Source organism: Bacillus sp. FSL M8-0049, from assembly GCF_038593355.1.
In the GTDB taxonomy this organism is placed as follows: Bacteria; Bacillota; Bacilli; order Bacillales; family Bacillaceae; genus Bacillus; species Bacillus safensis.
The window spans coordinates 1,164,106-1,189,808 of the sequence record NZ_CP151986.1 but is presented as its reverse complement, the minus strand read 5'-3'; the positions used below and the strand labels follow the sequence as shown (position 1 = coordinate 1,189,808).

At 38.9% G+C, this 25,703-nt stretch carries 31 protein-coding genes and 1 pseudogene; 10 read left to right on the top strand and 22 right to left on the bottom strand.

Translation table 11 applies throughout. The features are described from left to right. Positions 1-11: 11 nt before the first annotated feature. The 4 genes from NSU13_RS06055 (at position 12) to NSU13_RS06040 (ending at position 2,301) form a co-directional block, all read left to right on the top strand. Positions 12-1,010, top strand: coding sequence for an inorganic phosphate transporter (locus tag NSU13_RS06055; RefSeq protein WP_017359158.1), 999 nt, complete (start codon positions 12-14; stop codon positions 1,008-1,010). Between the two features lie 145 nt (positions 1,011-1,155). After that, positions 1,156-1,926, top strand: a complete 771-nt coding sequence (locus NSU13_RS06050; RefSeq protein ID WP_024424960.1) for a type II toxin-antitoxin system SpoIISA family toxin — start codon at positions 1,156-1,158, stop codon at positions 1,924-1,926. Beyond that, positions 1,895-2,071 carry a type II toxin-antitoxin system SpoIISB family antitoxin gene (locus tag NSU13_RS06045; protein ID WP_080652934.1) on the top strand — a complete coding sequence of 59 codons (177 nt, stop codon included), beginning with the start codon at positions 1,895-1,897 and terminating at the stop codon, positions 2,069-2,071. Before NSU13_RS06050 ends, NSU13_RS06045 begins: the two co-directional genes overlap by 32 nt. A 98-nt stretch (positions 2,072-2,169) precedes the next feature. Further along, positions 2,170-2,301: a type II toxin-antitoxin system SpoIISB family antitoxin gene (locus NSU13_RS06040; protein WP_120207232.1), complete on the top strand. Its 132-nt coding sequence runs from the start codon at positions 2,170-2,172 to the stop codon at positions 2,299-2,301. Here NSU13_RS06040 and NSU13_RS06035 read toward each other — a convergent pair. Beyond that, the gene (locus tag NSU13_RS06035) at positions 2,290-3,189 is read right to left on the bottom strand and encodes an N-acetylmuramoyl-L-alanine amidase (protein WP_061109721.1); all 900 of its coding nucleotides are present in this window, start codon (positions 3,187-3,189) and stop codon (positions 2,290-2,292) included. The genes NSU13_RS06040 and NSU13_RS06035 overlap by 12 nt on opposite strands. Positions 3,190-3,499: 310 nt before the next feature. On the opposite strand from NSU13_RS06035, the gene NSU13_RS06030 reads away from it, so the two are divergent. Then, the gene (locus NSU13_RS06030) at positions 3,500-4,048 is read left to right on the top strand and encodes an ImmA/IrrE family metallo-endopeptidase (protein ID WP_061109720.1); all 549 of its coding nucleotides are present in this window, start codon (positions 3,500-3,502) and stop codon (positions 4,046-4,048) included. Positions 4,049-4,075: 27 nt separating this feature from the next. Here NSU13_RS06030 and NSU13_RS06025 read toward each other — a convergent pair whose 3' ends face one another. Further along, complete coding sequence (locus NSU13_RS06025) at positions 4,076-4,699, bottom strand: poly-gamma-glutamate hydrolase family protein (protein ID WP_061109719.1); 624 nt, start codon at positions 4,697-4,699, stop codon at positions 4,076-4,078. 242 nt (positions 4,700-4,941) lie between these two features. Here NSU13_RS06025 and NSU13_RS06020 point away from each other — a divergent pair, with 242 nt between their 5' ends. Continuing rightward, positions 4,942-5,313 (top strand): DUF5412 domain-containing protein, encoded by a 372-nt coding sequence (locus NSU13_RS06020; protein WP_024426772.1) that lies wholly within the window; start codon positions 4,942-4,944, stop codon positions 5,311-5,313. 36 nt (positions 5,314-5,349) lie between these two features. Here the strand turns inward: NSU13_RS06020 and NSU13_RS06015 are convergent, their stop codons facing one another. Then, positions 5,350-6,174 (bottom strand): methyl-accepting chemotaxis protein, encoded by an 825-nt coding sequence (locus tag NSU13_RS06015; protein ID WP_034281469.1) that lies wholly within the window; start codon positions 6,172-6,174, stop codon positions 5,350-5,352. Between the two features lie 217 nt (positions 6,175-6,391). Between NSU13_RS06015 and NSU13_RS06010 the strand changes: the two genes are divergently transcribed. Next, positions 6,392-7,864: an FAD-dependent monooxygenase gene (locus NSU13_RS06010; protein WP_342489937.1), complete on the top strand. Its 1,473-nt coding sequence runs from the start codon at positions 6,392-6,394 to the stop codon at positions 7,862-7,864. Positions 7,865-7,898: 34 nt separating this feature from the next. Here the strand turns inward: NSU13_RS06010 and hag (NSU13_RS06005) are convergent, their stop codons facing one another. The 6 genes from hag (NSU13_RS06005) to NSU13_RS05980 form a co-directional block, all read right to left on the bottom strand. After that, the gene (gene hag / locus NSU13_RS06005; protein WP_025093449.1) at positions 7,899-8,720 is read right to left on the bottom strand and encodes a flagellin Hag; all 822 of its coding nucleotides are present in this window, start codon (positions 8,718-8,720) and stop codon (positions 7,899-7,901) included. A 286-nt stretch (positions 8,721-9,006) separates the two neighbouring features. After that, positions 9,007-9,918: a flagellin Hag gene (hag, locus tag NSU13_RS06000; protein WP_041116353.1), complete on the bottom strand. Its 912-nt coding sequence runs from the start codon at positions 9,916-9,918 to the stop codon at positions 9,007-9,009. A gap of 264 nt (positions 9,919-10,182) precedes the next feature. Further along, on the bottom strand, positions 10,183-11,088 hold the full coding sequence (gene hag / locus NSU13_RS05995) for a flagellin Hag (RefSeq protein WP_081124282.1): 906 nt from the start codon (positions 11,086-11,088) through the stop codon (positions 10,183-10,185). Between the two features lie 230 nt (positions 11,089-11,318). Beyond that, positions 11,319-12,800: a kelch repeat-containing protein gene (locus tag NSU13_RS05990; protein WP_081124281.1), complete on the bottom strand. Its 1,482-nt coding sequence runs from the start codon at positions 12,798-12,800 to the stop codon at positions 11,319-11,321. Positions 12,801-12,918: 118 nt separating this feature from the next. Then, positions 12,919-14,100 carry an alanine racemase gene (gene alr / locus NSU13_RS05985; RefSeq protein ID WP_046310657.1) on the bottom strand — a complete coding sequence of 394 codons (1,182 nt, stop codon included), beginning with the start codon at positions 14,098-14,100 and terminating at the stop codon, positions 12,919-12,921. Between the two features lie 172 nt (positions 14,101-14,272). Then, positions 14,273-14,884: a GlsB/YeaQ/YmgE family stress response membrane protein gene (locus NSU13_RS05980; RefSeq protein WP_024426765.1), complete on the bottom strand. Its 612-nt coding sequence runs from the start codon at positions 14,882-14,884 to the stop codon at positions 14,273-14,275. A 141-nt stretch (positions 14,885-15,025) separates the two neighbouring features. Here NSU13_RS05980 and NSU13_RS05975 point away from each other — a divergent pair, with 141 nt between their 5' ends. After that, positions 15,026-15,373: a hypothetical protein gene (locus NSU13_RS05975; RefSeq protein WP_144496585.1), complete on the top strand. Its 348-nt coding sequence runs from the start codon at positions 15,026-15,028 to the stop codon at positions 15,371-15,373. A gap of 55 nt (positions 15,374-15,428) precedes the next feature. On the opposite strand, the gene NSU13_RS05970 is transcribed toward NSU13_RS05975, so the two are convergent. The 6 genes from NSU13_RS05970 to NSU13_RS05945 all read right to left on the bottom strand — a co-directional run bounded on the left by NSU13_RS05970 (position 15,429) and on the right by NSU13_RS05945 (position 19,448). Continuing rightward, positions 15,429-15,887 (bottom strand): GyrI-like domain-containing protein, encoded by a 459-nt coding sequence (locus NSU13_RS05970; protein ID WP_144496584.1) that lies wholly within the window; start codon positions 15,885-15,887, stop codon positions 15,429-15,431. A gap of 225 nt (positions 15,888-16,112) precedes the next feature. Continuing rightward, positions 16,113-16,346, bottom strand: coding sequence for a hypothetical protein (locus NSU13_RS05965; RefSeq protein WP_342489936.1), 234 nt, complete (start codon positions 16,344-16,346; stop codon positions 16,113-16,115). A gap of 97 nt (positions 16,347-16,443) precedes the next feature. After that, positions 16,444-16,581 carry an aspartate phosphatase gene (locus NSU13_RS05960; protein ID WP_155762185.1) on the bottom strand — a complete coding sequence of 46 codons (138 nt, stop codon included), beginning with the start codon at positions 16,579-16,581 and terminating at the stop codon, positions 16,444-16,446. Further along, positions 16,571-17,704: a Rap family tetratricopeptide repeat protein gene (locus NSU13_RS05955; protein WP_342489935.1), complete on the bottom strand. Its 1,134-nt coding sequence runs from the start codon at positions 17,702-17,704 to the stop codon at positions 16,571-16,573. The genes NSU13_RS05960 and NSU13_RS05955 overlap by 11 nt, the downstream gene beginning before the upstream one ends. Before the next feature lie 128 nt (positions 17,705-17,832). After that, complete coding sequence (locus NSU13_RS05950) at positions 17,833-18,252, bottom strand: GNAT family N-acetyltransferase (protein WP_317222091.1); 420 nt, start codon at positions 18,250-18,252, stop codon at positions 17,833-17,835. Between the two features lie 41 nt (positions 18,253-18,293). Beyond that, entirely contained in the window at positions 18,294-19,448 is a 1,155-nt protein-coding gene (locus NSU13_RS05945; protein ID WP_046310631.1) for an MFS transporter, read from the bottom strand. A 112-nt stretch (positions 19,449-19,560) separates the two neighbouring features. On the opposite strand from NSU13_RS05945, the gene NSU13_RS05940 reads away from it, so the two are divergent. Both NSU13_RS05940 and NSU13_RS05935 read left to right on the top strand, forming a co-directional pair. Then, entirely contained in the window at positions 19,561-20,466 is a 906-nt protein-coding gene (locus NSU13_RS05940) for a LysR family transcriptional regulator (RefSeq protein WP_326136560.1), read from the top strand. 16 nt (positions 20,467-20,482) lie between these two features. Continuing rightward, positions 20,483-21,046, top strand: coding sequence for a GNAT family protein (locus NSU13_RS05935; protein WP_327825804.1), 564 nt, complete (start codon positions 20,483-20,485; stop codon positions 21,044-21,046). Between the two features lie 4 nt (positions 21,047-21,050). On the opposite strand, the gene NSU13_RS05930 is transcribed toward NSU13_RS05935, so the two are convergent. The 7 genes and pseudogenes from NSU13_RS05930 to catA all read right to left on the bottom strand — a co-directional run bounded on the left by NSU13_RS05930 (position 21,051) and on the right by catA (position 25,657). Beyond that, positions 21,051-21,575 (bottom strand): DinB family protein, encoded by a 525-nt coding sequence (locus NSU13_RS05930; protein WP_046310626.1) that lies wholly within the window; start codon positions 21,573-21,575, stop codon positions 21,051-21,053. A 118-nt stretch (positions 21,576-21,693) separates the two neighbouring features. Beyond that, a complete protein-coding gene (locus tag NSU13_RS05925) occupies positions 21,694-22,116 on the bottom strand; it encodes an SMI1/KNR4 family protein (protein WP_342489934.1) in 423 nt (140 codons plus the stop codon). A gap of 344 nt (positions 22,117-22,460) precedes the next feature. Continuing rightward, positions 22,461-22,760 carry a contact-dependent growth inhibition system immunity protein gene (locus NSU13_RS05920; RefSeq protein ID WP_342489933.1) on the bottom strand — a complete coding sequence of 100 codons (300 nt, stop codon included), beginning with the start codon at positions 22,758-22,760 and terminating at the stop codon, positions 22,461-22,463. A gap of 16 nt (positions 22,761-22,776) precedes the next feature. Further along, positions 22,777-23,400: pseudogene (locus NSU13_RS05915) on the bottom strand (RNase A-like domain-containing protein); the annotation flags it as partial. A 136-nt stretch (positions 23,401-23,536) separates the two neighbouring features. Continuing rightward, complete coding sequence (locus tag NSU13_RS05910) at positions 23,537-23,707, bottom strand: hypothetical protein (RefSeq protein WP_183002006.1); 171 nt, start codon at positions 23,705-23,707, stop codon at positions 23,537-23,539. Further along, positions 23,697-24,809, bottom strand: a complete 1,113-nt coding sequence (locus tag NSU13_RS05905) for a Rap family tetratricopeptide repeat protein (RefSeq protein WP_342489932.1) — start codon at positions 24,807-24,809, stop codon at positions 23,697-23,699. Before NSU13_RS05905 ends, NSU13_RS05910 begins: the two co-directional genes overlap by 11 nt. Before the next feature lie 188 nt (positions 24,810-24,997). Then, on the bottom strand, positions 24,998-25,657 hold the full coding sequence (catA, locus tag NSU13_RS05900) for a type A chloramphenicol O-acetyltransferase (protein WP_342489931.1): 660 nt from the start codon (positions 25,655-25,657) through the stop codon (positions 24,998-25,000). Between the last annotated feature and the right edge of the window lie 46 nt (positions 25,658-25,703).

Genomic DNA, 25,703 nt, shown 5'->3' with positions numbered 1-25,703 from the left:
GTTAGTTAAACATGGACACATTACTCATCCTTACCATACTTATTGTCATTTGTGCACTTGCTTTTGATTTCATTAACGGGTTCCACGATACAGCAAATGCCATTGCGACTTCAGTTTCAACGAAGGCATTAAAGCCTAGACATGCGATCATCATGGCAGCGTTCATGAACTTCTTAGGAGCAATGACATTTACAGGTGTGGCAAAATCCATTACAAAAGATATCGCAGATCCATTTACGCTTCAAAACGGCTCTGTTGTGATCTTGGCTGCTTTAATTGCCGCCATCACATGGAACTTGCTTACTTGGTATTACGGGATTCCGAGTAGTTCTTCACATGCATTAATCGGATCAATTGCAGGTGCGGTTATTGCTTCTGCCGGTTTTGGCGCTTTAAACTATTCGGGATTCATTAAAATCATTCAAGCACTTTTGCTTTCACCTATCCTAGCTTTCGTATTGGGATATATCGTGTATACCATTATCAAAATTATATTTAGAAACAACAATCTCGCAAAAACAAATAAACAATTCCGACGTGTTCAAATTTTAACGGCTGCACTGCAATCGTATACCCATGGGACAAACGATGCGCAAAAAGCGATGGGAATTATTACGATGGCTTTAATTGCAGGTAATTTGCATACAACAGACGACATTCCTTTCTGGGTACAATTCTCTTGTGCGCTTGCAATGGGACTCGGTACTTCTATCGGCGGCTGGAAGATTATCAAAACAGTCGGCGGTAAAATTATGAAAATTCGTCCAGTAAACGGAGTATCTGCAGACTTAACGGGTGCAGCTATTATCTTCGGTGCGACGTTTATTCACTTACCTGTTAGTACGACTCACGTTATCTCATCTTCTATTCTAGGTGTAGGTTCTGCACACAGAGTCAAAGGGGTTAACTGGGGTACAGCAAAACGTATGCTTGTCACTTGGGTGATTACATTACCGATTTCAGGAACTCTAGGAGCTCTTATATACTTTGTGTTAAATGCGATTCTCTAATATCAAAGACCTGTCTGACAGGTCTTTTTTTATTTGCCCGCACACTTAAAACCGTCCTTCTACAGGACATTTTTTCATGAAGCAGGGTTTCCAATCATATCCATAGAAATAAACAAGTATTCATCTGTCTATGGGAGAGAAGAACATGCTATTATTTTTTCAATTGACTGTATGGTTATTGCTAGGTGCTCTTGCTGTGTATGTATTTGCGGTTTGGCGCTTTGAACAAAAAGTAAAAGAAAAGATGTTTGCCATTCGTAAAACGTGGTATTGGATTTATGTAGCGGGTGCTGTTGTGTACTGGACAAATGACCCCTCTTCTATCTTCACTGATTGGATGCACTACTTGATCATTGCCGTATTTTTCGCATTAACTGATGCTTTCATCTTTCTTAGCTCCTATATTAAAAAACTCGGAAATCATGAGCTGGAAACCGACACCCATCAACTCCTTGAACAAAATAACGATCTGCTTCATTCTTACCTCAATAAACTAAAAACGTACCAATACCTATTGAAAAATGAACCGATCCATGTATATTATGGAAGTGTAGAGGCATATATAGAGGGAATTGAGCGGCTGATTTATTCTTTTGCCGACAAGATGAATATTCAAGCGGTGCTTTGTCCATACGATATGCAGGAACAAAAAGACGACCTGCTTCGGACACTTGACCAGCGGGCTCTTATTCAGGCGAAGCTTGACAGGCAGGAAGTATATTACGATGATTTCGGTCATTTGGTGCTCATCCCATTTTCTGTAGCAGATGCTCATTTTGTCATTAAGCTCACCTCCGATGAGATTGTCACGGAGTTCGACTATTTATTAATGACATCACTTACAACAATTTATGACCTAATCTTGCCTGACGAAGAGGAAGGTGATGAAGATGGACCACGCACTTCAAGGGGATAACAACAATCCTAAGAAAAACCCTTTTAAGATTTTAAAGAAAAAACGCCATATCAGTATGGCCGATTATAAGGTAAGCCCCCATACTGAGCGAATTTTTAAAAAGAATGAACAGCTTCTGGATGAGTATAAAAATAAAAAGGCTTGATTACACTAAAGGACGCGGAACGAAATCCGCGTCCTGCTTCCATTTTCACATAGACTTGCATACAATACACTATACGCTGCAACGATTGAGGTGCCAAAATGAAAAAGAAAATCAAACAACTGAGATATGTTCAGTTTGCCGAATATCAGCCGTCCCCATATACTAAGCGTTTAATTGAAAAGAGTGAAACAGCCATCCAATCATACAAACAGAAACACTCACTGATTTAACAGTTTAAGCAGCTTCTCCTTCGTTTTAGGACCGTATATTCCATCACTTGTCAAACCGTTCACCAGCTGAAAGCGCGCTACGGCATTCGCCGTTTTTTCTCCGTAAACACCATCGATGCCTTTATCTGCAGCCGATTTATCAGGATAAAAATAAACAGCAGCAAGCGCTTTTTGGACGAGGCGTACGTGCTCTCCCTTCGTTAGAGGCGAAGTCACCTTTAAAATCCCATCTGGCAGCTCATACATCATTTTTCCATCATTTCGATAAATTTTGAGAACCTGTCCAATTTGAATCTTATTCGGGTCGCTAATGTTATTCCACTTCTGAAGATCTTGAACTGTGACGTCATGAGCTTTGGCAATACTCGTTAACGTATCCCCGCTTTTGACGACATACGTGATGACCGTCTCAGGATCTCCTGCCGTTTCAATTCCTTTTTTAAATTCATCCCATGTAGCGAGAAGCAGACGCGGACATGTTTTTCCAGACCAGTGCTGATGTGTGACCACATTCGCTAGTGGAATATTATGCTCTTTCAGCAGCTTTTGGATGAGCCATTGCGCATGTTTGACCGCTTGCTGGAAATTTCCATCTTCATTTTCACAAATTTCAATGCCGATCGACTTTCTGTTCCCATTTCCATGTCCGTCCCCTGCATGCCAGCCATTTTCATTTAACGGCAGATGCTGAAAGATTTCATGATCATCCACTGTAAAGTGCCAGCTCACTTCTGTCGTTGGGCGTTTCACATATGCCGCATGACTTTTCGCATCCGCTCCCTTTGACGTGTTTGCTGTGTTATGCACCGTCACATACATCGGTGTCATGGCGTATCCTGGGCGGTTCCCGTTTCCAACTGGAATAAAATCTTGATAAATTTCTACCATGTTCTGCACTCCCTTTTGCTAAATTGAATTGATCTTTCTCATCAATTGGTGGCGTTCGTAAGACAACTTAGGTTTGTTTTAGTGATAAGACTATGGTAAAATTTGAATTCAAACCACTCTTTTTAGTAATGGAAAACGCAAAAATGAAGAAAAAAACAGGAATTAATTCCATTTTTCCTTGATTTTATGTTAAAATTGTTAAAAATAAGCCGATATTAAAAGTAAGTAATAGCTTCATTAGCTATTTAGTCCTATATGGACTTTTCTTTTACGCCAAAAACAGAACATACGTTTGCTTGGAGGTTTTTAAATGACTGGTTTTTTAACCCATTTAGAAGAAGAGATTAAGCGGTTATATGCCAAATTACAAATAAGCGGTCCTGCTTATAGAGACATGCAAAGGATCGCTTCTGAATTTCATGTATGGGTCCACTATGAGGATACTGGCAGCATGATGATCAAACATCAAGGTCTTTACAGTATTATATTAAACAGATCTCTATCGTCAGAGGAACAATGGCAGGATTTTGCCCACGAGCTTTGTCATGTGCTGAAGCATGCAGGCAATCATTTCAAGATGCACAAACTCTTTCGAGAACTGCAAGAGTTTCAGGCTAAACAATTCATGTATCACTTTTGTGTGCCGACCTTTATGCTGATGCAAATGAAGCTTCCAAACCTTCGGCAGCAAGCCATTTTGCACATTTCGCAAACATTTCATGTCACCTGGGCTTTCGCTGAAAAGCGGCTGGCCTTGTTCGAACAGCGGAAAGCAGGCATTCGCTTCCAACAAGAGTTTACATCTTATTTAATGAAAGCCGAGAAGGTCGCGGAAAAAGAAGCTGTTTATCAAACGTAAGCCTCTTCTGCATAGGGCGACAGGGGTTTATTCATAAAGGTTTAATACTTGCTTGAGTACATTTGTGTACCGATAAAATTGCTCATTTTGCGTTTCACGGCGATAGCGCCGTCTGAAGTCTTGAAAGAATGCTCTTCTTTGCGCCTGACTGATTTCAAGTTGTACACTTTTTCCGGTCAGACATTGATTATTAATATTGTGAGGATGTGTTCCAGAATAGCGATCAGATTCAGATAGCAGCACTGCGGGGAATCCATTAAGCGTTAAACGTTTCACTGTTTCTGCCGCTTTTTCTCTGTCTGTCCCGCCCACTAATGTTTGAAGCACCTCCGTTTCCCCGTAGCCATGGAGCGCAAACGTGTAATGATGGGTATGCACTAGAGAAAGGCAGACCGGCTCATTGAAACGTGTGCTTGTAATATGAAGCACATGATTGCCTTTCACTTTAAGGCCTTCAAATAAATACATAGAATCATCACTTGCGATTTCATGAATGAGCTCACTCACGCCAGATTCAATTCCCCCAGCATGAGGGGACAAAACCAAAAGCTGGTCTCCTTTCCGCTCGTGAAGAATTTGATAGTCGATTCCCTCTCTTTCATGAGCGGAAAGCTCTTCATAACTTTGATATGTATCAATGATTTGCGTCATTCCATCTTCCCCATTTCTCTATTTGAGCATAAGTCTACTGATCTTAAATTCTTTTGTAAAGGGATTTCACATGACCTATCGACTTAATACATCCTTAAACTTTCCTTATCTTTTCGGCTATCTGTTGAATTTTGAGAAAAAATGACCGATAATTGAAATGAATAGAACTTTTGGACTATATGAATCTTTTTGCATTCTCTCTCATAAATTAGAAATATTGTGATCTACATCTGGAGGAATTCATGTTAAAAAAGAAAACCACCATCACCTTTGTCATCTTAATCCTTAGCTTCGCTGGCATCATTTACTGGAAATGCTTTTCTCTTCAAGGCGTATCTCACGGAACCTTTATCCGCTCGATGACATCACCTGACGGAACATATATCATCAACACCTATCGACATAGCGGAGGGAAACTAAAGGAAAACGCAGTTAGAGCAGAAATTGAAAACAAACTCACCCACAGAAAGAAAACGATTTACTGGAAATACCCTGATAAAGACCCTCTCATCAAATGGAAAAATGGACAGCTTGTTCAAATTGGGCATGAATTTTTAAATGTGGTAAAGGGAGAAACATACGATTATCGCTTTGACCGGAACAAAAGAAAATAGCGTATCAAAAAAACGAATCCCTCTTGGATTCGTTTTTTACGTTGACATCACATGCTGCATGAATTCTTTCATTTCTTTACTTACGCTCGTCAGCCGTTCCACAATTTCACTAAACTCTGTCACAAGTAAAGCCTGCTCTGATGATGAACCTTTCATATGGTCCATACTCTCAAGTAATGTATGTATATTAGAGGAAATCCCTTGCAGTGAACTTTCAATATTTTCTGTTGCACGTGAAGTTTCACTTGAAAGCTTTTGAACCTCACTGGCTACAACACTAAATCCAGCCCCCTCTTTTCCTGCCCTGGCTGCTTCGATTGACGCATTCAATCCCAGCAAACTTGTTTGTTTCGAAATGCCCTTAATCATTTTTGTAATATCAGATGTTTTTTTCGAGCTTTCAAGTGTTTGCTGCGTTTGTAAGGTCATTTCCTCACTTGTCGCAGAAAGCTCTTCTGAATGTGCCGCCACCACATGCACCTTTTCTTGAATACTTTGAATGATGTCATTTAATGACTCCATATATGCTTCAAGCTCTAATTGATTTTTAAGTGGAAAACCTAAAGCGAGTGCGCCGATAACTTGTTGATTTTCATCAAAAATTGGCAGACCCATTGCATTTAACGGTATTCCGTAAACCGATTCAGGCACAAACATACTTGATGTCTCACCTCTGAGCGCTTTTTTCATATTTAAATCATCTGGCTTAATGAGTTCTCCTGCTCGAATTTGAAAATCAACATCTTTCGATGGCAAATACAGCAAGAATTTCTCTCGATCAATGACACCCATCGTCACTTCGTTTTTTAAAATCTGCATCATATAAGGTGCTGCTGTCACAATACTCTGTAGTATATCCAATTTCTCTACCCCCTTATATAGTTTATCGGTCGTTCCTCTTAAATTAATAGTTACTTTTTAAAATAATGATAATGATTAGAAGAAATTCTTCATATTTACGAGTAAAAAGAAGTACTTTTCCTTTCTATATTCAAACGTAAATTTGCTATAATTAATGAATCGACATATGATGAAATGGTCATGTAACCATTTTGTATATTCATTGGAGGCGCATGTTGTGACACAACCCATGAAATATGAGAGGGCAATCGTCATTGGCGGAGGTATCACCGGGATGCTCGCTGCAAAAGTTTTATCAACGTTTTATCATCAAGTTTTGATGATTGAAAAGGATGAACTGCCGGACTCTCCTGAGAATCGTCTTGGCACTCCTCAAGCCTTTCACCCACATAGAATGCTGCCACTTGGCAATCAAATCGTTGAACGTCTATTCCCTGGTTATACAAAAGAGTTACTGGCAATGGGCGGATTTAATACCATGCATCAAACCTCTCGATTTATCACAAAAGATGGCGAATTAACGCTCACTGATACAGAAGAAACCGCCGTCACAAGACGTGCAATGCTAGAGTGGGTGCTGATGCAAAGAATAGTAAAAGAGGAACGTGTGCAGTTTTTAGAAAAACATGAAGCCATCTCCCTTCAGTTTAAAGAGGGGACTAATCAAGTCATGGGGCTTGTTGTGAAGGACCGGCAAGTAAAACCTGGCAGCATTCATGAAATAAAAGCAGACTTAGTGATCGATACGTCTGGAAGAATGTCCAAATTGCCAAAATGGCTGAAAGACGCTGGATGGACCTTACCAAAGACTGATGAGTTACATGTGTTTCTAGGCTACAGCACAAGATATTATCACATACCATCAGGGGCCCCACCCCTGCAATCAATGGTCGTAGTTGGCCAGCCAGACAAGCAAATTCCAACAGGACTGTTTGAACGGGTTGATCATGATTTAGTGGCTGTTCTTCTTTCTGCAGCTGGCGGTTCACATTATCCAACAACGGATGCTGATCAATTTGATTCAGAAACCGCTGCACTGACCCACCCCGCGATAGCAGAAGCCATCACCCATTTAACGCCCTTTACAAAACCAAAAGGATTTAGAGTTCCTTCCTGCGTGAGACATCACTATGAACACATGCAGGATTGGCCAAGTGGATTATTGGTGATGGGCGATGCCTTGTGTACGTTAGATCCCATTCATGGACAGGGCATGACAAAGGCAGCCCTCGAAGCACAAACACTTGACCGTATGCTCAAACTAGCACAAAAAAATGAGCGGCTGTCTTTTGAAAAGGACACATTACAACAAATGCAGCAAGCGAGTGAACTTGGCTGGTGGCTTTGTGCGATTGCTGATATGGCGTGGGACGGCGTCGAGTTAAAAGGAGAAGCAACCATCCCCCACTTGACGTTCGTACAGGAATTTTTAAATCGCTACGTACAATTCGCCATTGTGACAAAACAGCCTGAATGTCTTGAGGCGTATCACCGGATGCATTCTTTTTTATTAGAACCAAGAGAAATCATCAACTTAGAACAGCTGCACAACATGATTCAAGCTGACACCTCTGGAGAAACCGCTGAATGGTGGAAGCAATGGGATCAAAAGAACGATGAAGGCAACCGAGCTTTTTTCCATGAAGCGGTTCCTGACTTTCGTCTAGAGCACTTGCTGTCATTTGAATGAAATAAAAAAAGCCCCTCTCAAAGGGGCTTTTTCATTAACGTAATAATTGAAGTACGTTTTGCGGCTGCTGGTTTGCTTGCGCTAACATTGCTTGAGATGCTTGAGAAAGAATGTTGTTCTTTGTGAACTCACTCATTTCTTTTGCCATGTCAACGTCACGAATACGGGACTCAGCTGCTGTTAAGTTTTCAGCAGAAGCACCAAGGTTGTTGATTGTGTGCTCTAGACGGTTTTGGACTGCACCAAGAGCTGAACGCTGTTTAGATACAGCGCCGATTGCTGCGTCGATTTTTGCTACTTCGGTGTCAAAGTTAAAGCCTTCTTCATTAACTACAATATCTTTTACAGTTAAAGTTTCTGCATCCATTTTGCCAATCTGTACGTTGATATTTTGCTCAATGTTTGCGCCAATTTGAAATTGGAATCCTTCTTCAACGCTGCCATCCAACAGATTCTTTCCGTTAAATGCTGTACGCTGAGAAATACCATCAATTTCATCAACCAAAGCAGTAAGTTCTTCTTGAATTGCTGTTAAATCTTCTGTTTGTTGAGTCCCAACGTTACCTGCTTGAACTGTTAATTCACGCATACGTTGAAGAATCGCATGTGTTTCAGTTAATGCACCTTCAGCTGTTTGAATAAGCGAAATGCCATCTTGTGCGTTTTTAGACGCCATTTCTAATCCGCGGATTTGTCCACGCATTTTTTCAGAGATCGCAAGACCTGCTGCGTCATCTCCTGCACGGTTGATACGAAGTCCAGAAGAAAGCTTCTCCATGTTCTTTTGCCCTGCACCATTGTTGGCAGACAAACGGTTCAGTGTGTTAAGTGCTGCGATATTGTGGTTAATTCTCATGTTAAATGACCTCCATGTGTTTGAACCAATTGGACGTCCTTATCCAAAAGTTCTAAATTAGAATTTTTTTGTAAGCCTTACAATCCATTTATCGAACTTTAATGGAATATGTTTAACAAAAAAGGGATAAATAAGGAGTAAGTCTCATTCACTATGATCGTTTCGCTAGAGTATGCCAAAATTAAAGGTCATTTATCATGAGTTAACAGAGGGATTTAAGAAGCATAAGACTGGAGAAAACACGAAGAAAAAAAGCATAAAAAAAGCCCCATAAAGGGGCTTTTCATTAACGTAGTAATTGAAGTACGTTTTGTGGCTGTTGGTTCGCTTGTGCAAGCATTGCTTGAGACGCTTGAGAAAGAATGTTGTTCTTCGTGAACTCACTCATTTCTTTCGCCATGTCAACGTCACGGATACGAGACTCAGCTGCTGTTAAGTTTTCAGAAGAAGCACCAAGGTTGTTGATTGTGTGCTCTAGACGGTTTTGAACTGCACCAAGTTTAGCACGCTGAGATGAAACTTGGTTGATAGCTGAATCAACAATTTTTAGTTGTGTGTCAAAACCAACATCTGTAGCATCTGCCGCATTAGTTGCAAAGGCTGTTACATCTAAATCTTTAATGGATTGGTTTGCAACGATACCACCAGTTCCATTATCGACACCTAAAGCATCTGCACCCATATCTTGGATGTTCACTTTGATTTGTTGAGTTGCATTAGCTCCGATTTGGAAAACTAAAGATGGGTCAGTATTTACTGGTGGGGTAGAAGCTTTAAAATCACCATTTAAAAGTTTTTTACCATTGAATTCTGTACGATCAGAAATACCATCAATCTCTTCAATTAAAGCATCCATTTCGTCTTTAATTGCAGTTAAATCCTCACCTTGCTGTGTACCAGTATTTCCAGCTTGTACGACTAGTTCACGTACACGTTGAAGGATTGAATGAGTTTCAGTTAAAGCACCTTCAGCTGTTTGGATAAGAGAGATACCGTCTTGTGCGTTTTTAGAAGCCATTTCTAATCCGCGGATTTGCCCACGCATTTTTTCAGAGATTGCAAGACCTGCTGCGTCATCTCCTGCACGGTTGATTTTAAGACCAGAAGAAAGTTTCTCCATGTTCTTTTGGCTCGCACCGTTGTTTGCAGATAAACGGTTTAATGTGTTAAGTGCTGCGATATTGTGGTTAATTCTCATTTCCTATTACCTCCATGTATATGGGACCTGACAGACGTCCTTGTCTGAAAAAAGTCCTTTATTCTAGGGCTTAACAACCCTAACAATTAAAATATCGGTTTATTTTAAAGGATGTTTAGCTTGATTCAAGATTAATTTATGAATTTATCTGTCTAAATTCACAATTACGCTTAATACCCCACTCCTAAATTTTATTAAAAAATTAAATATCATCCATATTTTTTAATTAATAAATACAAAAAAGCCCCATAAAGGGGCCCGTTATTAACGTAGTAATTGAAGTACGTTTTGTGGCTGTTGGTTCGCTTGTGCAAGCATTGCTTGAGAAGCTTGAGAAAGAATGTTGTTCTTCGTGAACTCACTCATTTCTTTCGCCATGTCAACGTCACGGATACGAGACTCAGCAGCTGTTAAGTTTTCACCAGAAGCACCAAGGTTGTTGATTGTGTGCTCTAGACGGTTTTGAACTGCTCCAAGCTTAGCACGTTGAGCAGATACTTGGTTGATTGCAGAATCAACAATATTTAATTGCTCATCAAAACCGCCTGCAGCAGTAGCAGCTACATCTGCAAATTTAGTCACATCAATGTCTTTAACACTTTGACCAGCAACAATTACTCCAGCATTTTTTGCACCAATTGCATCCGCACCCATATCTTCGATATTAACATCAATTTGTTGAGTTGCGTTAGCACCAATTTGGAAAGTCAAACTTTTTGTAGTTGCAGGATCACCAGTATCTTTAAACGTACCATCTAACAATTTTTTACCGTTAAACTCTGTACGGTTTGAGATACCGTCTACTTCTTCTTGTAGAGCTTTAATCTCATCTTGGATAGATTGAAGGTCAGTACCTTTATCTTGTGTACCAGTGTTTCCAGCTTGTACAACTAGTTCACGAACACGTTGAAGGATTGAGTGAGTTTCAGTTAATGCACCTTCAGCTGTTTGGATAAGAGAGATACCGTCTTGTGCGTTTTTAGATGCCATTTCTAATCCGCGGATTTGTCCACGCATTTTTTCAGAGATTGCTAGACCTGCAGCGTCATCTCCTGCACGGTTGATTTTAAGACCAGAAGAAAGTTTCTCCATGTTCTTTTGGCTCGCACCGTTGTTTGCAGACAAACGGTTCAATGTGTTAAGTGCTGCGATATTGTGGTTAATTCTCATTTCCTATTACCTCCATGTATGTGGGACCTGACAGACGTCCTTGTCTGAAAAAAGTCCTTTATTCTAGGGCCTATCAACCCTGACAATTCTATTATCGGATGTGGTTATAGGATGTTTAGCAGATTTTTTAAAAGATATCACATTTTTTCATGACGTTAATCCTAATTTTAACAAATTTATCAAAATAAAAGCTGCTGATCTCTTATCAGCAGCTTTATCATTTATGGATTTCAGTATTGCTTGATATCAAACATTAAGATATTTTGGTATACGACATAATCCTTCTTACTTGTGAAAGGACCTTTATTGTGTTCATCATTGATTTCATAGAAGTTCATACCAATACCAAAGCTTCTTTCTTTGTACCAGTTAAGAAAATCGTTGATTTCTTTCATTGAAAGCAGATAATCCTTTTGCAGCCCGTTTATCATCGTAATTGAAAGTATGCCTTTTGCTGCTTCTTCACCAGGTTTTGTTCCGTCTTGATCCTTTGGTTCTTCAGTTGAACCATCACCAGGTTTTGTTCCGTCCTGATCTTTCGGTTCTTCGGTTGAACCATCACCTGGTTTTGTTCCGTCTTGATCTTTCGGTTCTTCGGTTGTGCCATCATCTGGCTTTGTTCCGTCCTGATCTTTTGGTTCTTCGCTTGTTCCATCACCTGGTTTTGTTTCATCCTGATCCTTTGACACTTTTTGCAGATCTTTTAATGGAATAGAAATAACAGATTTAAAATTGTTTTTGACAGAATGACTACCTATTGATTCAGCATAATCTCTTCCACCAATAACATATAATTGATCATCAGCAATAGCTGCCACAGATCCAACTCTACCTTCTGGAATTTCATATAAGGAATCTTTGACTTGACTAGTTTGTGGGTCAAATATCTGAACTTGTTTTAGTAATTTACTCGATCTATCTCCAATTCGCTGGCCGCCAATCATAAATAATTTATGATTGTATGTCACATAAGCAGCTTCATATGCAAAAGAATTTAATTGAACATCCTTTAACCGTTGCCACTTCCCTAGCGCCATATCATATTCTAAAATATCTTTATCATTCGTTCGGCTAACATTAGCCTCACCACCAGCAATGTATAACTTTCCATTTATCTCTGCAATACTTCTCCCTTGACGAGAAGTTAATTGAGAATTATCTAAGCTTTCCCACTCTCCACTTACCGTATCATAGGAATAAAAATTTACTTGAGAGCTTGATAAAGATGCCACTATATAAATTTTTTCTCCAACTGTAACTGCTCTTAAGGAACCATTTATATAGGATGTATATATAAATTTCTCAGGCATCTGAATCGGTTCTTCTGTCCATTGATCTAATTCCGTATCATAAACATCGATGGTTTTGTGAACTGTTTTAGTTGTATCAGTAAGACCGCCAATAACATAGATTTTTTTACCTACTGTCGCGTAAGCAGCGCCCGTTCTTTCTCTAGGCATACTTGCTTTTTCTGTCCACAAATCAGTATTAGGATCATACATATATGTTGAATTGTTGAATTTAGACTGTTGACTTGCTCCACCGAATACATATATTTTCCCCTCAACTACTCCTACACTTGCTCCGATACGCTCTTCCGGTAAGTCCGCTCGCTTCGTCCACCCATTTGTTTCAGCTGCATGAGCTTTTACCGGATGAATTGTGACCATCATAAAAATAGTCAAAAGCACTAAAAATAAACCTTTTTTCATCGTTTCTTTCCTCCATATCTTAAATATCCCTCCTTTTATCGACATATTTGTAATAAAATTTAATTTTTATCATTGTACACCAGAACAAATATCCTCAAATTGCACCTGTTATTTACCCTCACACATACATCACCGGCGTCGATATTTTAATAATCTTTCCGCCGCGACGATAAAACCTTGGGACGCGCCGGCTTAAGGTGGCGATGACTTCGTAGTTGATCGTATTGAGCATTTCGGCGATTTCATCGACAGAAATTTCTCCGCCCTTTTGACGACCATATATGACGACTTCTTCGCCTTGCTTTGCTTTCATTTCTCCTAAACTGATCATCGTCATATCCATGGTGACGCGGCCAGCAATCGGCATTCGTTTTCCACGGAAAAGCATAAATCCTCGATTGGATAATGCTCGTGAGTACCCATCTGCATAACCGATTGGTATGGTTGCTATAACTTCATCAGGTTTTGCTACATAGGTTGCCCCATAGCTGACGGTCCTTGGCTTTGTCACCATTTCCTTCACGAATGCAATCCTTGCTTTTAAACTGAGAGCGGGCTCTAGCTTAACAGCATCTAAACTCTCAATGTATTGCGAAGGATACAGTCCATAAAGTCCGATGCCTAGCCGTATCATATCTGCGCTAAATTCAGGAAATGCGATGGCAGCCGCTGTATTGTTCATATGTACAGTGGGCAAAGTAATGCCTTCTTTTTTTAAGAAACGAAGAAAATCAATAAAAATGCTGTGCTGCATTAGTGTGAAATCAGGGTCAGGCTCATCCGCAGTGGAGAAATGCGTAAATATTCCATCCCACCTCAGGTTTTCACTCTTTTCAAGCGCCTCCACCACCTCTAACAGCTCTTCCTTTGTCCGTACACCTAATCGTCCCATCCCTGTGTCAACATTGACATGAATCCCAAGGCGATGCTGACTTTCTTCTTCCGCTAAGATCTCATTTGCTTGAACAATCCAGTCTTCTCGAAGGCCGGAGAGATCAATTCTCCAGGCTGCAGCCCTTTTCACACAGTCGAGCGGGGTAAATCCAAGGACCAGAATCGGTGCTTCAATTTTTGCTCTCCGCAATACAATACCTTCTTCCAAGCTGGCAACCGCAAGCTCTGTCGCACCGCTTTCTAGTGCCTGCCGCGCTACTTCAACTGAGCCGTGTCCATAAGCATTTGCCTTTACGACAGCCATGATCTTGCTTTTCCTTGGAATATGCGCTTGAATGGCTTCGATATTTCTTTTAATCGCGTCAAGATTGACCTCGATCCAGACTTCCCTGCAAAGCTTTTGCATGTATGTTTCCTCCAGTCATTTCGATATCAATGATCGTTTTCGTGTCTAGTCTATCTTTATTCATTTTTGAGAAAAACATTCAACCGCAATGATTGAACCAGCTTTTGTCTTGATGGACATAAAAAAAGAAACCACCTCAAACTGTGATTTCTTCTTTATGAACAGTCATTTATTAAACCGCAGATTTCATCATTGAATCAATTTCATGATAAATCTCCTTCAGATTTTCTCGTTCAGTCAAATATTCGGCAGTGCTCTTACGAACAGGCACATCAAATGTCAGAAAGGTGAGCGTAATCGTTGATGATTCCTGATCATTCATAGTTAATCTCAATTCAAGTGTCGAGATCTCTTCATTATTATCACTCTCAACAGATTGTTCAATCGGTACACCATCTTCTAACATGTCAACTTGCTTCAACTCTTTCAAGGAAAGCTCAGTGACTTCAAACCTGAATTTTCGAGATGAGCGGCCAGGTTGATGTGTAATAAAGCGTATTACCTTTCGCTCATCATCAATCGCAAAGCCTTTATCAACATTTTGTGAAAAGATGTATGTGGAAGCCTGAAACCCGTCTTCTTGAAAAAGCATCATCATTTTATCTAATAATATATTTGGATCATTCTTTTCTTTTTGCCTTTGCAGCCTACCCGCTATCCATAAAATGACCATTGCACCGATGATGCTAAAAACCGTTCCCAGCCCATTACCTACATCTACGAAAATAGTAAAGCCTAAAATAGCCACAATAAAAGCGATTACAATGCCTATGATGAATATCACTCCATGCTCCTCCTGTCATGACCCTCATTGTTATATTGGTTTAATCAAGTATAGCATCTGGATTTTGATCGAAAAAAAAATCTATTATAGACTAAACAGACACTATATTCATTTCGCTTTTAAATAGAAAGGATTTTTATGATGAACCTCTACACGACAGACGAAATCATTGATGCTCTTTATAAAGCCTGGTCCTCTCAATTTAGTTCAAAATGGAGTAAAGAAAACCCGGCCAATGGACAATGCGGTGTCACTTCTTTAGTCGTCCATGATCTTTTAGGCGGAAAAATAAACAAGACCGCATTACCTAGCGGATGGCACTTTTACAACGTAGTGAATGGAACAAGAATCGACTTTACTTCTTCACAATTCTCGGAGGAAATCGTTTATATGGATGTCCCTTCAAATCGAGAAGAAGCATTTCAAGATACGAATGAGGATCAATACCGATATTTAAAGGAACGAGTCCTAAAATATTTAAACATTTAATACTCATGAAAACAGACCATATGAGGTCTGTTTTCATTGCAGTTTGATAAAGTGTTTAAAAGATAGGCAGTAAGAATTCACACACCTTATCTTCGCCTTCTTCTTCTCTATACCTTTCCATTATAGGTGCCTGACGCATGTTTAATCGATTGTTTTGGATCATTTGAGGCAATTGTCTCCAAAACAAATTCACTTTTTCGGTTGTATGTGTCACCGTGAACACAGCATACTTTCCTCCTTCAAAATGACCAGTCTGAACCATTTGATCTTTTGTGAAATCTCTATTTGTCATAAGCATGAGGTCATATCTGCATTTTTCTGATGGAATTTTTCCAGGATGATCTTGAGGAACACCATATATACCATATTCCTTTAATTCATCATTTAAATGATGTTGCTTAATCCATTTTTTAAATCTCTTCATCATCTCAAAATTCTCTTTGCTGCCATATGATCCGATATTTCTCATATACACCATTTTCATATTCGTTAACATTTCAATTTTGTAATTCATGATTTCCCTCCAATTTTTATTGGAAGACTGGCCAATCATTCCTTACAAACAACGGTAACATCCTTTAAAATAGAATGCAGTAGGATATTAAAAATAATGTAATGTATGATGAAAAATACATATGTTGGATTTACGATCTAGATCGTACATGAAGTAACTCATTTTCTCTTCATTAGATATCAAATTTTTTCAAATAAAAAAGAGCAGACTATAGCCGCTCACTTTTTATTGATTTTCCTTTGAAGATTTAGCACCGAGAAAGACGCCAATCAAATAGATGATTGTTCCGAAAAACATACCATTTAACAAACTGATAAACAACATTTTACAAACCAGACCAACATAATAAGACGCTGGCGTCCCTGGCAACACAGCCATATTGAACAGGCTAATCATAAAGGTTAAAGCAAAAGATATAATGAAAATCCTTCGAAATAATGTTGATTTTAACATTGTCACTTTACTTCCTCCTCAATATCTTTTCTATGGAAAAAATATTCTTTATTCATAGCATATATTCCGTCTTAAAATAAAAAGCCCTTAAGGGGCTTTTTATTTATGCAGTATAACCGATACTTGCAGTATGACCTCTCCTAGCTTCATCATGACTTGCTGTCACTTCAGATGTAAAATAACCAACAATACTGATGATACTAAACATCACGCATACGACTGTTAACGTTTTAAATTTCATACTGACAATCCCCCCGCTTCACTTGAGTTTGGAAATAAAGAATCTTTTCATAGAAATGCATTGCATTGTCTTTATCTCCCATTTCATTATAATATTTTGCAGCATCTTTTGCTAAATCTTCAAGATCAGGATATATTGACTTTATTTCTAGCGATTCCATTATTGTTTCCAACTGCTCAAAATTGTTGTCAACATATAGTGATCTTAAAAATTTGAATATCAATAACAGCACATGGTCTTTCAGCTTTTCAGATAGTTCTATGCCGTTATTTAAAGCATACTTACCTAAATCCTTTTCTTTCTTTTTGAAATAGGCTTTTGACAACATAATAAGCGGGTCTAAGATTCTATTTAAATGTTCGTATCCCTGCTCTCTAAATGCTCGAATTGAGTCATTAAAATGTATAATTGCTTGGGCTATTTCATTATGATGAAAATAACTCAACCCTAAATTATAGAGTGCTGATCCTTTTAATCGTTTTGTTGAGTTGTCGGCGGCTTTTTCTAGTGCGTGTTGAAAATGGGGTATTGCTTTTTCGGGGCAGCCCATATCTATATAGTTTAATCCGATCACAAAAGAACATTGTATTTCTCTTACAGTGTATGTCTCTTTTTCTCGATAGCATTCTATCGCCTGTGCGATATGGTGCATGGACATGTGGGTTTGTTTCATGTGGTAATAGATTTCAGCCATCTTGTAATTGAACTCGGCCCGTTCAATATCGTCACTGACAAGAGACAGCTTTTTTTCTGCCCGTTTATAGAAGGTAATTGCATTTAGGTATTCATAGTTTTCAAATTCATACATGCCGTAGAAAAAATTGAAGTAATACTCGAGCAGTCCTGTTAATTTCTCTTGGTCCCTTTTGATCTTCATTGCGAGCTCCTTGAAGTTGGCCCGCTCTTTCCCATTTTCTAAAGGATTCAAGTAATCAAGCATTAATTTATGTCTGAACTCCATGAGTGAGAAATACAAAAATAAATCTTGATTTTCTTCCATATAATCAAGCATTGATTTGATTTCCTCTTTATATGCTTCGGCGTCCGGTACGTTAAATTTTTGAATATGATAATACCATTCATTGATTTTTAAACCGACGTGAGAAGAAAGCACTTTCTCCATCAGCTCTTACCCCTTCCTCTATTTTCCCTATAATGACATATATTACCATTTTATGCGCCATTCGACACCGAAAAGAAACCGCAAAAAGGCCCTATAAGGGCCCTGTGAATGATAAGATAAAATGACTTCTATTCATAAATAAGCACCCAGTATTCCGCCCCAGGTTCTCCTTCTTCCACAACAGCCTTCCACCCTCTTTTTTGATAAAAAGATAAAGCATTGTGATTGTCGGAGACACATTTGAGGGTGACCGGTGTTCCTAAAACTTTTATAGCCTGTTTGAGCAGCAGATCGCCAGCCCCTTGACCAGCAGCTTCTGGATGTACAAACAAAAGGTGAATAAAACGATCTGGTACATATAGAGAAATAAATCCAAGAATTTTATTGTTGTCCTCAGCTAAGAAAATTTGCTCTTCCTGCGTATCTTGATCAAAATCTTGCAGATGGAGTTCTTCTGGATTGAGCCAGTGAAAGCTCTGGCGCCGGGATTCTAAATAGATTTGTCTTAATTGTGGATAATCGATCGTTTTTGCTTCTCGAATGAGCAATAGAATTCCCCCGTTTATATTGAAATGTGAAGCTGCATCATTTAACTCGACACTTCTTCTTTTCTACCAAGTTTCATTGATAACTGAACGCCAATCATTAACGAGACGATGACAAGCATTGCCACAATGGAAGCATAAAAATGTCCGCTTAGATCGAAAACCAAGCCAATGAAAAACGGACCGAATCCACCCACGATGTACCCGCCCATCTGCGACATCGCGGACCAGGTTCCGGCTTCCTCCGGAGTACTCGTCTCCATAATCGGGAGCATAAGCGCTAAAGGAAATAACCCCCCGGCACCCATACCTAGGAAAATGACGGCTGGCAAGATCGGCATTGGCAGAAGAAGAAAGATAAGTCCAATGAGTTCAGACAGACTGCATAAGATGAGAAATAATTTCGGTTTTCCTAACCGAGTAACGACCGCTGGAACGAGTAGTGCCACCGGAATCTGAATGAGTGTAAATATGGTCAAGAGCATGGCAGCATATTGCGGACTGTTTCCAAAACTAAGAGCAATCGGTGAAATCCATGCCGTCAAAGAATAAAACATACTGGACATAAAGCCAAAGAACAAGGTGAATTGAATGGCCTTTTTGTTTCGCAGCGGCAATTTTAACGGCAACGTTACAAGATCACTCTGCTCATTTTTGCGAGCTAAACCTATCCATAGAATAAGGGCGATCACCCCTAGAATAGCCCAGCAGGACAATGCAAATGGAAGATGATGCTGACTGCGTAGATAAATCGGAATCGTGAAGCCGGAAGCGAGCGCTGCACCTATTGTCATCGAAATTGAATACACACTGACAATCCCAGGATTTCTCGGGAAATATTTTTTAATAAAACTAGACAATAAAGGACCTGCGAAGCTAATCCCTACCCCTCCAGCAAACGCAGTCATGAGCAGGATAGCAACCGATTGGCTAGTACCACGCAGTGCAGTGGCAATCGTGATAAGAAGAATCGAGAAAAACAGCGTTCTCTCTAAACCAAAACGCCGGCTGAGTATCGTTGCAACGGGAGCAAATATTCCCATACAAAGGACAGGCAAAGTGGTCAAAAGACTTGCTGTCAGTGCGTTTACTCCAAGCTCTGATTGGATCATGCTCATCATGGAAGCCACGGAAGTAATGATCGGACGTAAGTTTAAAGCGGCTAAAAATAAAGCGGCTAAATAATATATTTTTTTCATCAATACCCTTCTTTCTCTCTCATCTTGTTAAGGTTACTTTGAGTATAAATCTGCCGCATTCATTGATCAATACAATAAATCGTATTATGATGATAGGAAAAGACTATCATTTATGAAAGGTGGACATATGGATACCCGGCATATTACCTATTTTATGGCTGTATTCAATCATTTGCATTTTACAAAGGCTGCTGAGCAGCTAGGCATATCACAGCCTACACTTAGCCAGCAAATTCGACTGCTTGAAGCAGAAGTTGGGATGCCGCTCTTTGATCGAATCGGCAAAAAGGTCGTTGCTACCGAAGCTGGTTCGCTGCTTTATCAATATGGCGTGAAAATGCTTCAAGCTGAAAGAGATGCAAAAAATGCGATGAAAGAACTATTATCGGAAAAACGAGGAACCGTCCGTCTCGCAGTACTCCCCTCAGATCTTGATTTTCAGCTGGTGCCACTATTTGTAGAATTTAAAACTCTTTATCCAGAAACCAATCTAAAGGCATATTCAAATATCTTCGTTCGTGAAGAAGTCCTTTCGCATAAAGTGGATCTCGGCATCGGACTGCGAGGGCCTTCGGATAAGCGTCTCGTTCAAATTCCACTTGGAAGTGAGCCTTACGAATTATTTGTTCATTCAGAAAGTGATTTGGCCCAAAAGAGCGAAGTGTCATTAAAAGAGCTGACTCACCGTGCGTTGGTCATGTATCCGAAGGGATATCTAGGAAGGGATTTAGTAGATAACGTATGTAAAGAACAGGGTGTTGAACTGGACACTGCCATGGAGGTTGGGTCCGCGTTTTCGCTATTGCAGCTGGTTGAAGCCGGCATCGGTGCAACCATTCAGCCAAGAGGATTACTAAAGCAACATTCGATGTGGCCTAATATTGTTTCGATTCCTATTGCTGATCCAGCACCTGTCCGGCACTTGGAATTAATTTATTATGCAGATCGATTTGTCAGCAAAGCACAACAGCAGCTATCTGAATGGCTGATAGACTTTTTCAAATCAAGAACAAACTAAAAAGTGAGGTTAACACATGAAGAATGCAAACAGCATATTTACAAGAACAAACCGAGTTGTTATTCGTCAATTTGATAGACAGGATATTGAAGCATTTTATCAATATCGAGCAAATCCTTCTATTGCAAAATTTCAATCTTGGGAAAACTACACGTACGAAGATGCTGAATCATTTGTTCAACATCAAATGACACAAAAACCTAATCAACCGGGGACGTGGTTTCAATACGCTATTGCCTTATCTGAGTCCAATCAGCTGATAGGAGATTGCGCCATCCATACACTTGACAGTGAACCTAGAATCGTTGAAATAGGTTTTACCCTCGCGCCCGAATACCAAGGAATGGGCTATATTCACGAAGCTCTCAGTTCAATCTTCGAATATATTTTTATGACATTGAACAAACATAAAACCATCGCCTTTACAGATGTGCGCAACGAAAAATCCATTCGAGTGCTGGAACGTTTAGAAATGAGACGCGAAGGACATTTGCTGCAAAATTATATGTCGAAGGGACATTGGGTCGATGAATATCAATATGCCATTCTTCAATCTGAGTGGGCCGCTAAGCGTCATTAAACATTTATTTCCTATTCAAAATTCCTAAATAAGCGCTCCATGGACCCACATCGGTTCGATATCGTTCCGCCATGACCCGAATAATCTGGGACATATGTGTGAAGTCATGGACAACCCACGCAGAAAGTAATTCGCTCACTTGCACGACCCCAAACTCCGGATGGACGCCCTTTTTCTCTAAATCAAGGCCTGAATGTGTCATGCGCTGAATGTATGCCACATTCTCCATCCGCACATGATGAAACTCAGATAGTGCTTGTTCTATCTGTCTTTCAGATTGATTCAAATGAGAATAGCGGTCAAACGCAGGAAATGGTGTATTCTCTCCATCAGCAAGAATCACATTTAATCGAGGAATCCAATTGAATTTCTCTGCTTCAATCAAATGTTCAATGACTTCAACTGGATTCCATGTTCCCTCTCCTTCACGGCTGTGAAGCCAATCATTCGATAAACCGGACAAAAGACTTTCTAACATGTGAGGAGTTCGACTCAACATATCCAAAGCTTCATTTAAATTGAAATTCATGTGGTTGCTCCTTTATCCATTTTCTTTATTCTAATGGATTTTGGATAGATTGTAACTTATCCTCAACCTTCAAATAGAACTTTTCTATAAGGCTGTTTTAAGGGCTTTTCTTCTTTTACTATCGTTTTTTCAGTGGATGAATGACTTCTCCTAAAAAAGCAGTATTAGACTCACCACTATTTTCTAGAAACTCCGCTATTTCTTTCACCTCTTGATTGATACAGTCATTCCTTGGCATATCCGGGTTTAACAGAAGGATGGAGTGAATTGTTGTCGTTGCTTCATTCAAAACATGTTGATCTCTTATCTGGGCGATTCCTCTTAGATGGTCAAATTGAACATGCCCCTCAGCCCATGAATTCGGTTGTTCCGTTGGAAAAGCATTACGAACTGTAAAGCCACCATTCCATTCTAAGATGAGCTTTTTATATGTAACAGGTAAAGCGACACCGAGTCTCACCTCTGCTTCACGAATTTTTTCCTCATCTATCTTTTCTAACGTGAAAGGACTCTCTTCTTCTTTCTCCCAAAAAGGTTTCAAAGTGGGGACCTCCTAGTTTCTAATGAGATCAGTATATCATTGACCAACTACTCATTTACCATTTTAAAACCTCAAATTACAAACTCGTTCAATTCCTTCATCCAATAAAGAATTTATCAGTAGATATAAAAAAGATCTGACTGGAGTGCCAGCTAAGTACAAGGCACTTAAAGTGCTCAATGTCAGCATCCTCAGGTTATTCCTTCTGGACAAAATATTCACGTTCGATTTGTTTATCTATATCATACGATAATCCACGTAGAAAAAGATCTTCTTTTTCTCGGTTTGTTGACCAATAGACACAAAAAACCTTGAAAGGCATTAGCCAATCAAGGTTCATTTTGTTACTTCATCTTCACTGCTTCTTTCATTTCCTCTATTATTTTATTAAACCACTGTAAAGAGTTTAATGAGATCGCCGGAAAGTAGATTTCTGCATTATTTTCGATAAAGTTTTCTTTTTCCTGTATTGTTAAAGTACTATTCAAAAAATCCTGACAATCCTTTATAGTAGACAGCAGACATTCTTTGCTAGCTTCATGAATAAACTCATCAATCGCTTCTTCTGGTGAATCGATATCCTGATGAAATGTGCCACCTAAAAAATCTTCTAACTCTTCTAAATAACTGTAACTCTCATTCATTTTATCATCCTTCTTTCTATTTAACAGGGTATCCTGTTAAAATAAAACCGCCATTCTCATCTTTTTTCAATATAATTTTCGCATTTGTAACATTCTCGACTACTTCTGAATTTCTCGAAACACTTCTGCCAATTACCTCTCCATCCCCCTTATATTTTAATGGTAATGTAGGTCTACTGTTGGGGTCAGATAACCACTTTTGTATTTTATCAACACTCTTAGGATCACCCAAAACTGAATCAGCAACTTTTTCTGCAGTCATTCTATCATTAAAAGTAGAAGAACCCGTAATTTTAGGATTACTTTTCAATCTTTCTAATAGTTCTTCATCTGTTTTCCCAACGTGTCTTTCTATTAAGTGTCCACCTCTAGATTCATGTATAGCTAATCCATTACCTGGAGATAAAGAGTTTTTCTCACCTTTCTTAATCCCCATTTTTCCATGAAACCCTTTCGCCCCAAACGGCAAAAGCTTTCCAAGCGCCGCGTTCATACTTGCTTCCTGCTGTTCTTTTGAGATCTTGTTTCCAAACATGTCTCGGCCTGTGATCGCTTCGCTGAAGCCGTTGGTGGCGGTGAGGCCGTATAAATCTTTTTGGGATGTCTTTAGGGCGTCAAAGGATTTTTGTGATGTCTTGTAGAATTTCTGAAAAAGACTGATTTAATAAGGTTCTATAATGTGCAAGTGCATTTCTGATAAAAAACTGAAAGGGTTCGTCCCCAATCTGTCCCCATTTTAAAAAAACAGACCCTCAAGGTCTGTTTAGTTTTGCCTATTAGTTTTCAAATGTTGAATTTGGATCGATCATCGTCGTGTTTCGATCGGTTTTTTGAGGAAATACAGTGATATTTCGATCAGTTGATTCTTGTGAGTAATTAAAAGAACCTAGGCAAGCAGCACCTACCAATAAAGTGGCGCTAATCAATATCTTCATTTTAATATTCATATAAACACTCCCCTTTTTGGATTTCGGTTTGAGCTTCTATGGCAGTTCTATAATAATCTGCTACCCTCTCCGAATCATTCCTTTTTTCATAAAGATTTGCAAGGCTTAAAGCAAACTCTTCAATATAAGGATACAACTTCTTTTCCTCTAACCCTTTAAACATTTTTCGTATATTTTCAATACCTTCATCTACATAAATTGTCTTTAATGAATTGAGCAATGTTTTATAAAACAGATTGTTTTCTGCTGTTGCACTTTTTATTCCTTTAGCGATATATTCAAGTGCTTCTTTTGTTTTATCACTTTTAAACAAAGTCCAACTTAAACTAAAAAATAATCTTGGTTTAATATCTTCATTGTTTTCAGTCATCTTATCCAACCCTTTTTTATAGAAGGAAGCAGCTTTAATATAATCCTGTTGCCTGTCATACGTATTTCCAAGATTCAAATAAGTTTTAGCGATTAATCTTTGATCATTTATTTCTTCAGCAAGATCTAGTGCTTTATGTAAGTGGGGGAGCGACTTCTCATATCGTTTAAAATCATCATAATTTCCTGCGATCACAAATAGACTTTGAATTTTTCTCACCTTATAAAGATCATAACGATCATAAATCTCTAGGGCTTTTATAATATGGTGCATAGAAACATGGGTTTGTTTCATAATGTAATATGCTTCAGCAACTTTAAAATGGAATTCTGCTTGTTCAATTACATCTACAACAAGCGCCAGCTGCCTCTCAGCAATCTTATAATATTGAATGGCTTGTACATACTCTTTCTTACTGAATTCATGCATACCTCTAAAAAAGGCATTATAGTATTGCAACATTCCAGACAGTTGATGGTTAGAATTCTCTATTTTATCGACTAGCGCGGAAATTGATTGATCGAATGAAGGTTTTATATAATCGAGCATAAGCTGATGTCGAAAACACATCAATTGATAGTAAATGAGCAGGTCTTGATCCTCTTCCATTCGCTCAATTTCTCGTTCTACCTCAGCTTTCAAAATCTCTGCATCGGGTACACTGAATTGCCGAATCATTTTATACCATTTATTTATTTTCACACCAACATGTGAAGAAAGAACTTTCTCCATCCCTTATTCCCCTTCCACTAATTTCCCTTATATTACATTTATTATCACATGTATGAGTTTACAAGGCACCGAAAAGAAACCGCAAAAAGAACAGTTGAGTAACCGCGATTTTACACATTTCTTCTAACAACAGAAAAAGCAGACTCTGCAAAGTCTGCCTTTTTCTAAATGACTACACCTTTTGAAAATTAAGTATACAATGAATCGCTTAACCACTCTTCACAATGTTCTATAAGCCACCTCAAATATTCCACATATTGACCGACGTGATAGCCATCACAAACAGCATGATGTACTTGAATCGCAACGGGTAGGATGATTTTTTCTCCTTTCATCTTAAATTGACCTAACGTAAATATTGGCAGCAAATAAGTTTCATCTGTGGATACATTAAGGTTAAAAGAAGTAAAATCAATCCAAGGTAGACTTGAAATATTGAACATGTTCTCTGGCATATTAGGTTTCGGAAATAGTTTGTTACTTTCACTATAAGTTTCAATGTCCGCTACACAGCTTTTATAAAACCGAGCAAAGTTTTCGTCATAAGGTGTCCAAATACTTGAAAATGTCTTTGTTTCTTTATTTAGAATCGTATAACTAGGATGGAGAAGATCCCAGTGACCAAGTTCATCGTTCACTAGATCCATCCGAAACTCCGGTATTTTTTGCACAGCCCTTGCTAACAAATAAATTTGCACAGGATATACTTTTAGCTTTTTTTCTTTTAATATTGAATGCAATGTCGTGATGTCTAGATCAACCACCAGACTAAATGAGCATCGAGTTAACGTCATATAATGATGAAAGTGCTCTTTTCTCGGATAATTTTCATCTATTTGTTTAAACATTTTTTATCTCCTCCTGAATGTGTGATTTACTGTATTCAGGAGGAGA

What these genes read in the sequence shown, in the direction of transcription:
- NSU13_RS06055 (WP_017359158.1), top strand. Translation starts at nt 12, where the DNA reads ATGGACACATTACTCATCCTTACCATACTTATTGTCATTTGTGCACTT.
- NSU13_RS06050 (WP_024424960.1), top strand. Translation starts at nt 1,156, where the DNA reads ATGCTATTATTTTTTCAATTGACTGTATGGTTATTGCTAGGTGCTCTT.
- NSU13_RS06045 (WP_080652934.1), top strand. Translation starts at nt 1,895, where the DNA reads ATGAAGATGGACCACGCACTTCAAGGGGATAACAACAATCCTAAGAAA.
- NSU13_RS06040 (WP_120207232.1), top strand. Translation starts at nt 2,170, where the DNA reads ATGAAAAAGAAAATCAAACAACTGAGATATGTTCAGTTTGCCGAATAT.
- NSU13_RS06035 (WP_061109721.1), bottom strand. Translation starts at nt 3,189, where the DNA reads ATGGTAGAAATTTATCAAGATTTTATTCCAGTTGGAAACGGGAACCGC.
- NSU13_RS06030 (WP_061109720.1), top strand. Translation starts at nt 3,500, where the DNA reads ATGACTGGTTTTTTAACCCATTTAGAAGAAGAGATTAAGCGGTTATAT.
- NSU13_RS06025 (WP_061109719.1), bottom strand. Translation starts at nt 4,699, where the DNA reads ATGACGCAAATCATTGATACATATCAAAGTTATGAAGAGCTTTCCGCT.
- NSU13_RS06020 (WP_024426772.1), top strand. Translation starts at nt 4,942, where the DNA reads ATGTTAAAAAAGAAAACCACCATCACCTTTGTCATCTTAATCCTTAGC.
- hag (WP_025093449.1), bottom strand. Translation starts at nt 8,720, where the DNA reads ATGAGAATTAACCACAATATCGCAGCACTTAACACACTGAACCGTTTG.
- hag (WP_041116353.1), bottom strand. Translation starts at nt 9,918, where the DNA reads ATGAGAATTAACCACAATATCGCAGCACTTAACACATTAAACCGTTTA.
- hag (WP_081124282.1), bottom strand. Translation starts at nt 11,088, where the DNA reads ATGAGAATTAACCACAATATCGCAGCACTTAACACATTGAACCGTTTG.
- NSU13_RS05990 (WP_081124281.1), bottom strand. Translation starts at nt 12,800, where the DNA reads ATGAAAAAAGGTTTATTTTTAGTGCTTTTGACTATTTTTATGATGGTC.
- alr (WP_046310657.1), bottom strand. Translation starts at nt 14,100, where the DNA reads ATGCAAAAGCTTTGCAGGGAAGTCTGGATCGAGGTCAATCTTGACGCG.
- NSU13_RS05975 (WP_144496585.1), top strand. Translation starts at nt 15,026, where the DNA reads ATGAACCTCTACACGACAGACGAAATCATTGATGCTCTTTATAAAGCC.
- NSU13_RS05970 (WP_144496584.1), bottom strand. Translation starts at nt 15,887, where the DNA reads ATGAATTACAAAATTGAAATGTTAACGAATATGAAAATGGTGTATATG.
- NSU13_RS05960 (WP_155762185.1), bottom strand. Translation starts at nt 16,581, where the DNA reads ATGAAATTTAAAACGTTAACAGTCGTATGCGTGATGTTTAGTATCATC.
- NSU13_RS05955 (WP_342489935.1), bottom strand. Translation starts at nt 17,704, where the DNA reads ATGGAGAAAGTGCTTTCTTCTCACGTCGGTTTAAAAATCAATGAATGG.
- NSU13_RS05945 (WP_046310631.1), bottom strand. Translation starts at nt 19,448, where the DNA reads ATGAAAAAAATATATTATTTAGCCGCTTTATTTTTAGCCGCTTTAAAC.
- NSU13_RS05940 (WP_326136560.1), top strand. Translation starts at nt 19,561, where the DNA reads ATGAAAGGTGGACATATGGATACCCGGCATATTACCTATTTTATGGCT.
- NSU13_RS05935 (WP_327825804.1), top strand. Translation starts at nt 20,483, where the DNA reads ATGAAGAATGCAAACAGCATATTTACAAGAACAAACCGAGTTGTTATT.
- NSU13_RS05930 (WP_046310626.1), bottom strand. Translation starts at nt 21,575, where the DNA reads ATGAATTTCAATTTAAATGAAGCTTTGGATATGTTGAGTCGAACTCCT.
- NSU13_RS05920 (WP_342489933.1), bottom strand. Translation starts at nt 22,760, where the DNA reads ATGAATGAGAGTTACAGTTATTTAGAAGAGTTAGAAGATTTTTTAGGT.
- NSU13_RS05910 (WP_183002006.1), bottom strand. Translation starts at nt 23,707, where the DNA reads ATGAATATTAAAATGAAGATATTGATTAGCGCCACTTTATTGGTAGGT.
- NSU13_RS05905 (WP_342489932.1), bottom strand. Translation starts at nt 24,809, where the DNA reads ATGGAGAAAGTTCTTTCTTCACATGTTGGTGTGAAAATAAATAAATGG.
- catA (WP_342489931.1), bottom strand. Translation starts at nt 25,657, where the DNA reads ATGTTTAAACAAATAGATGAAAATTATCCGAGAAAAGAGCACTTTCAT.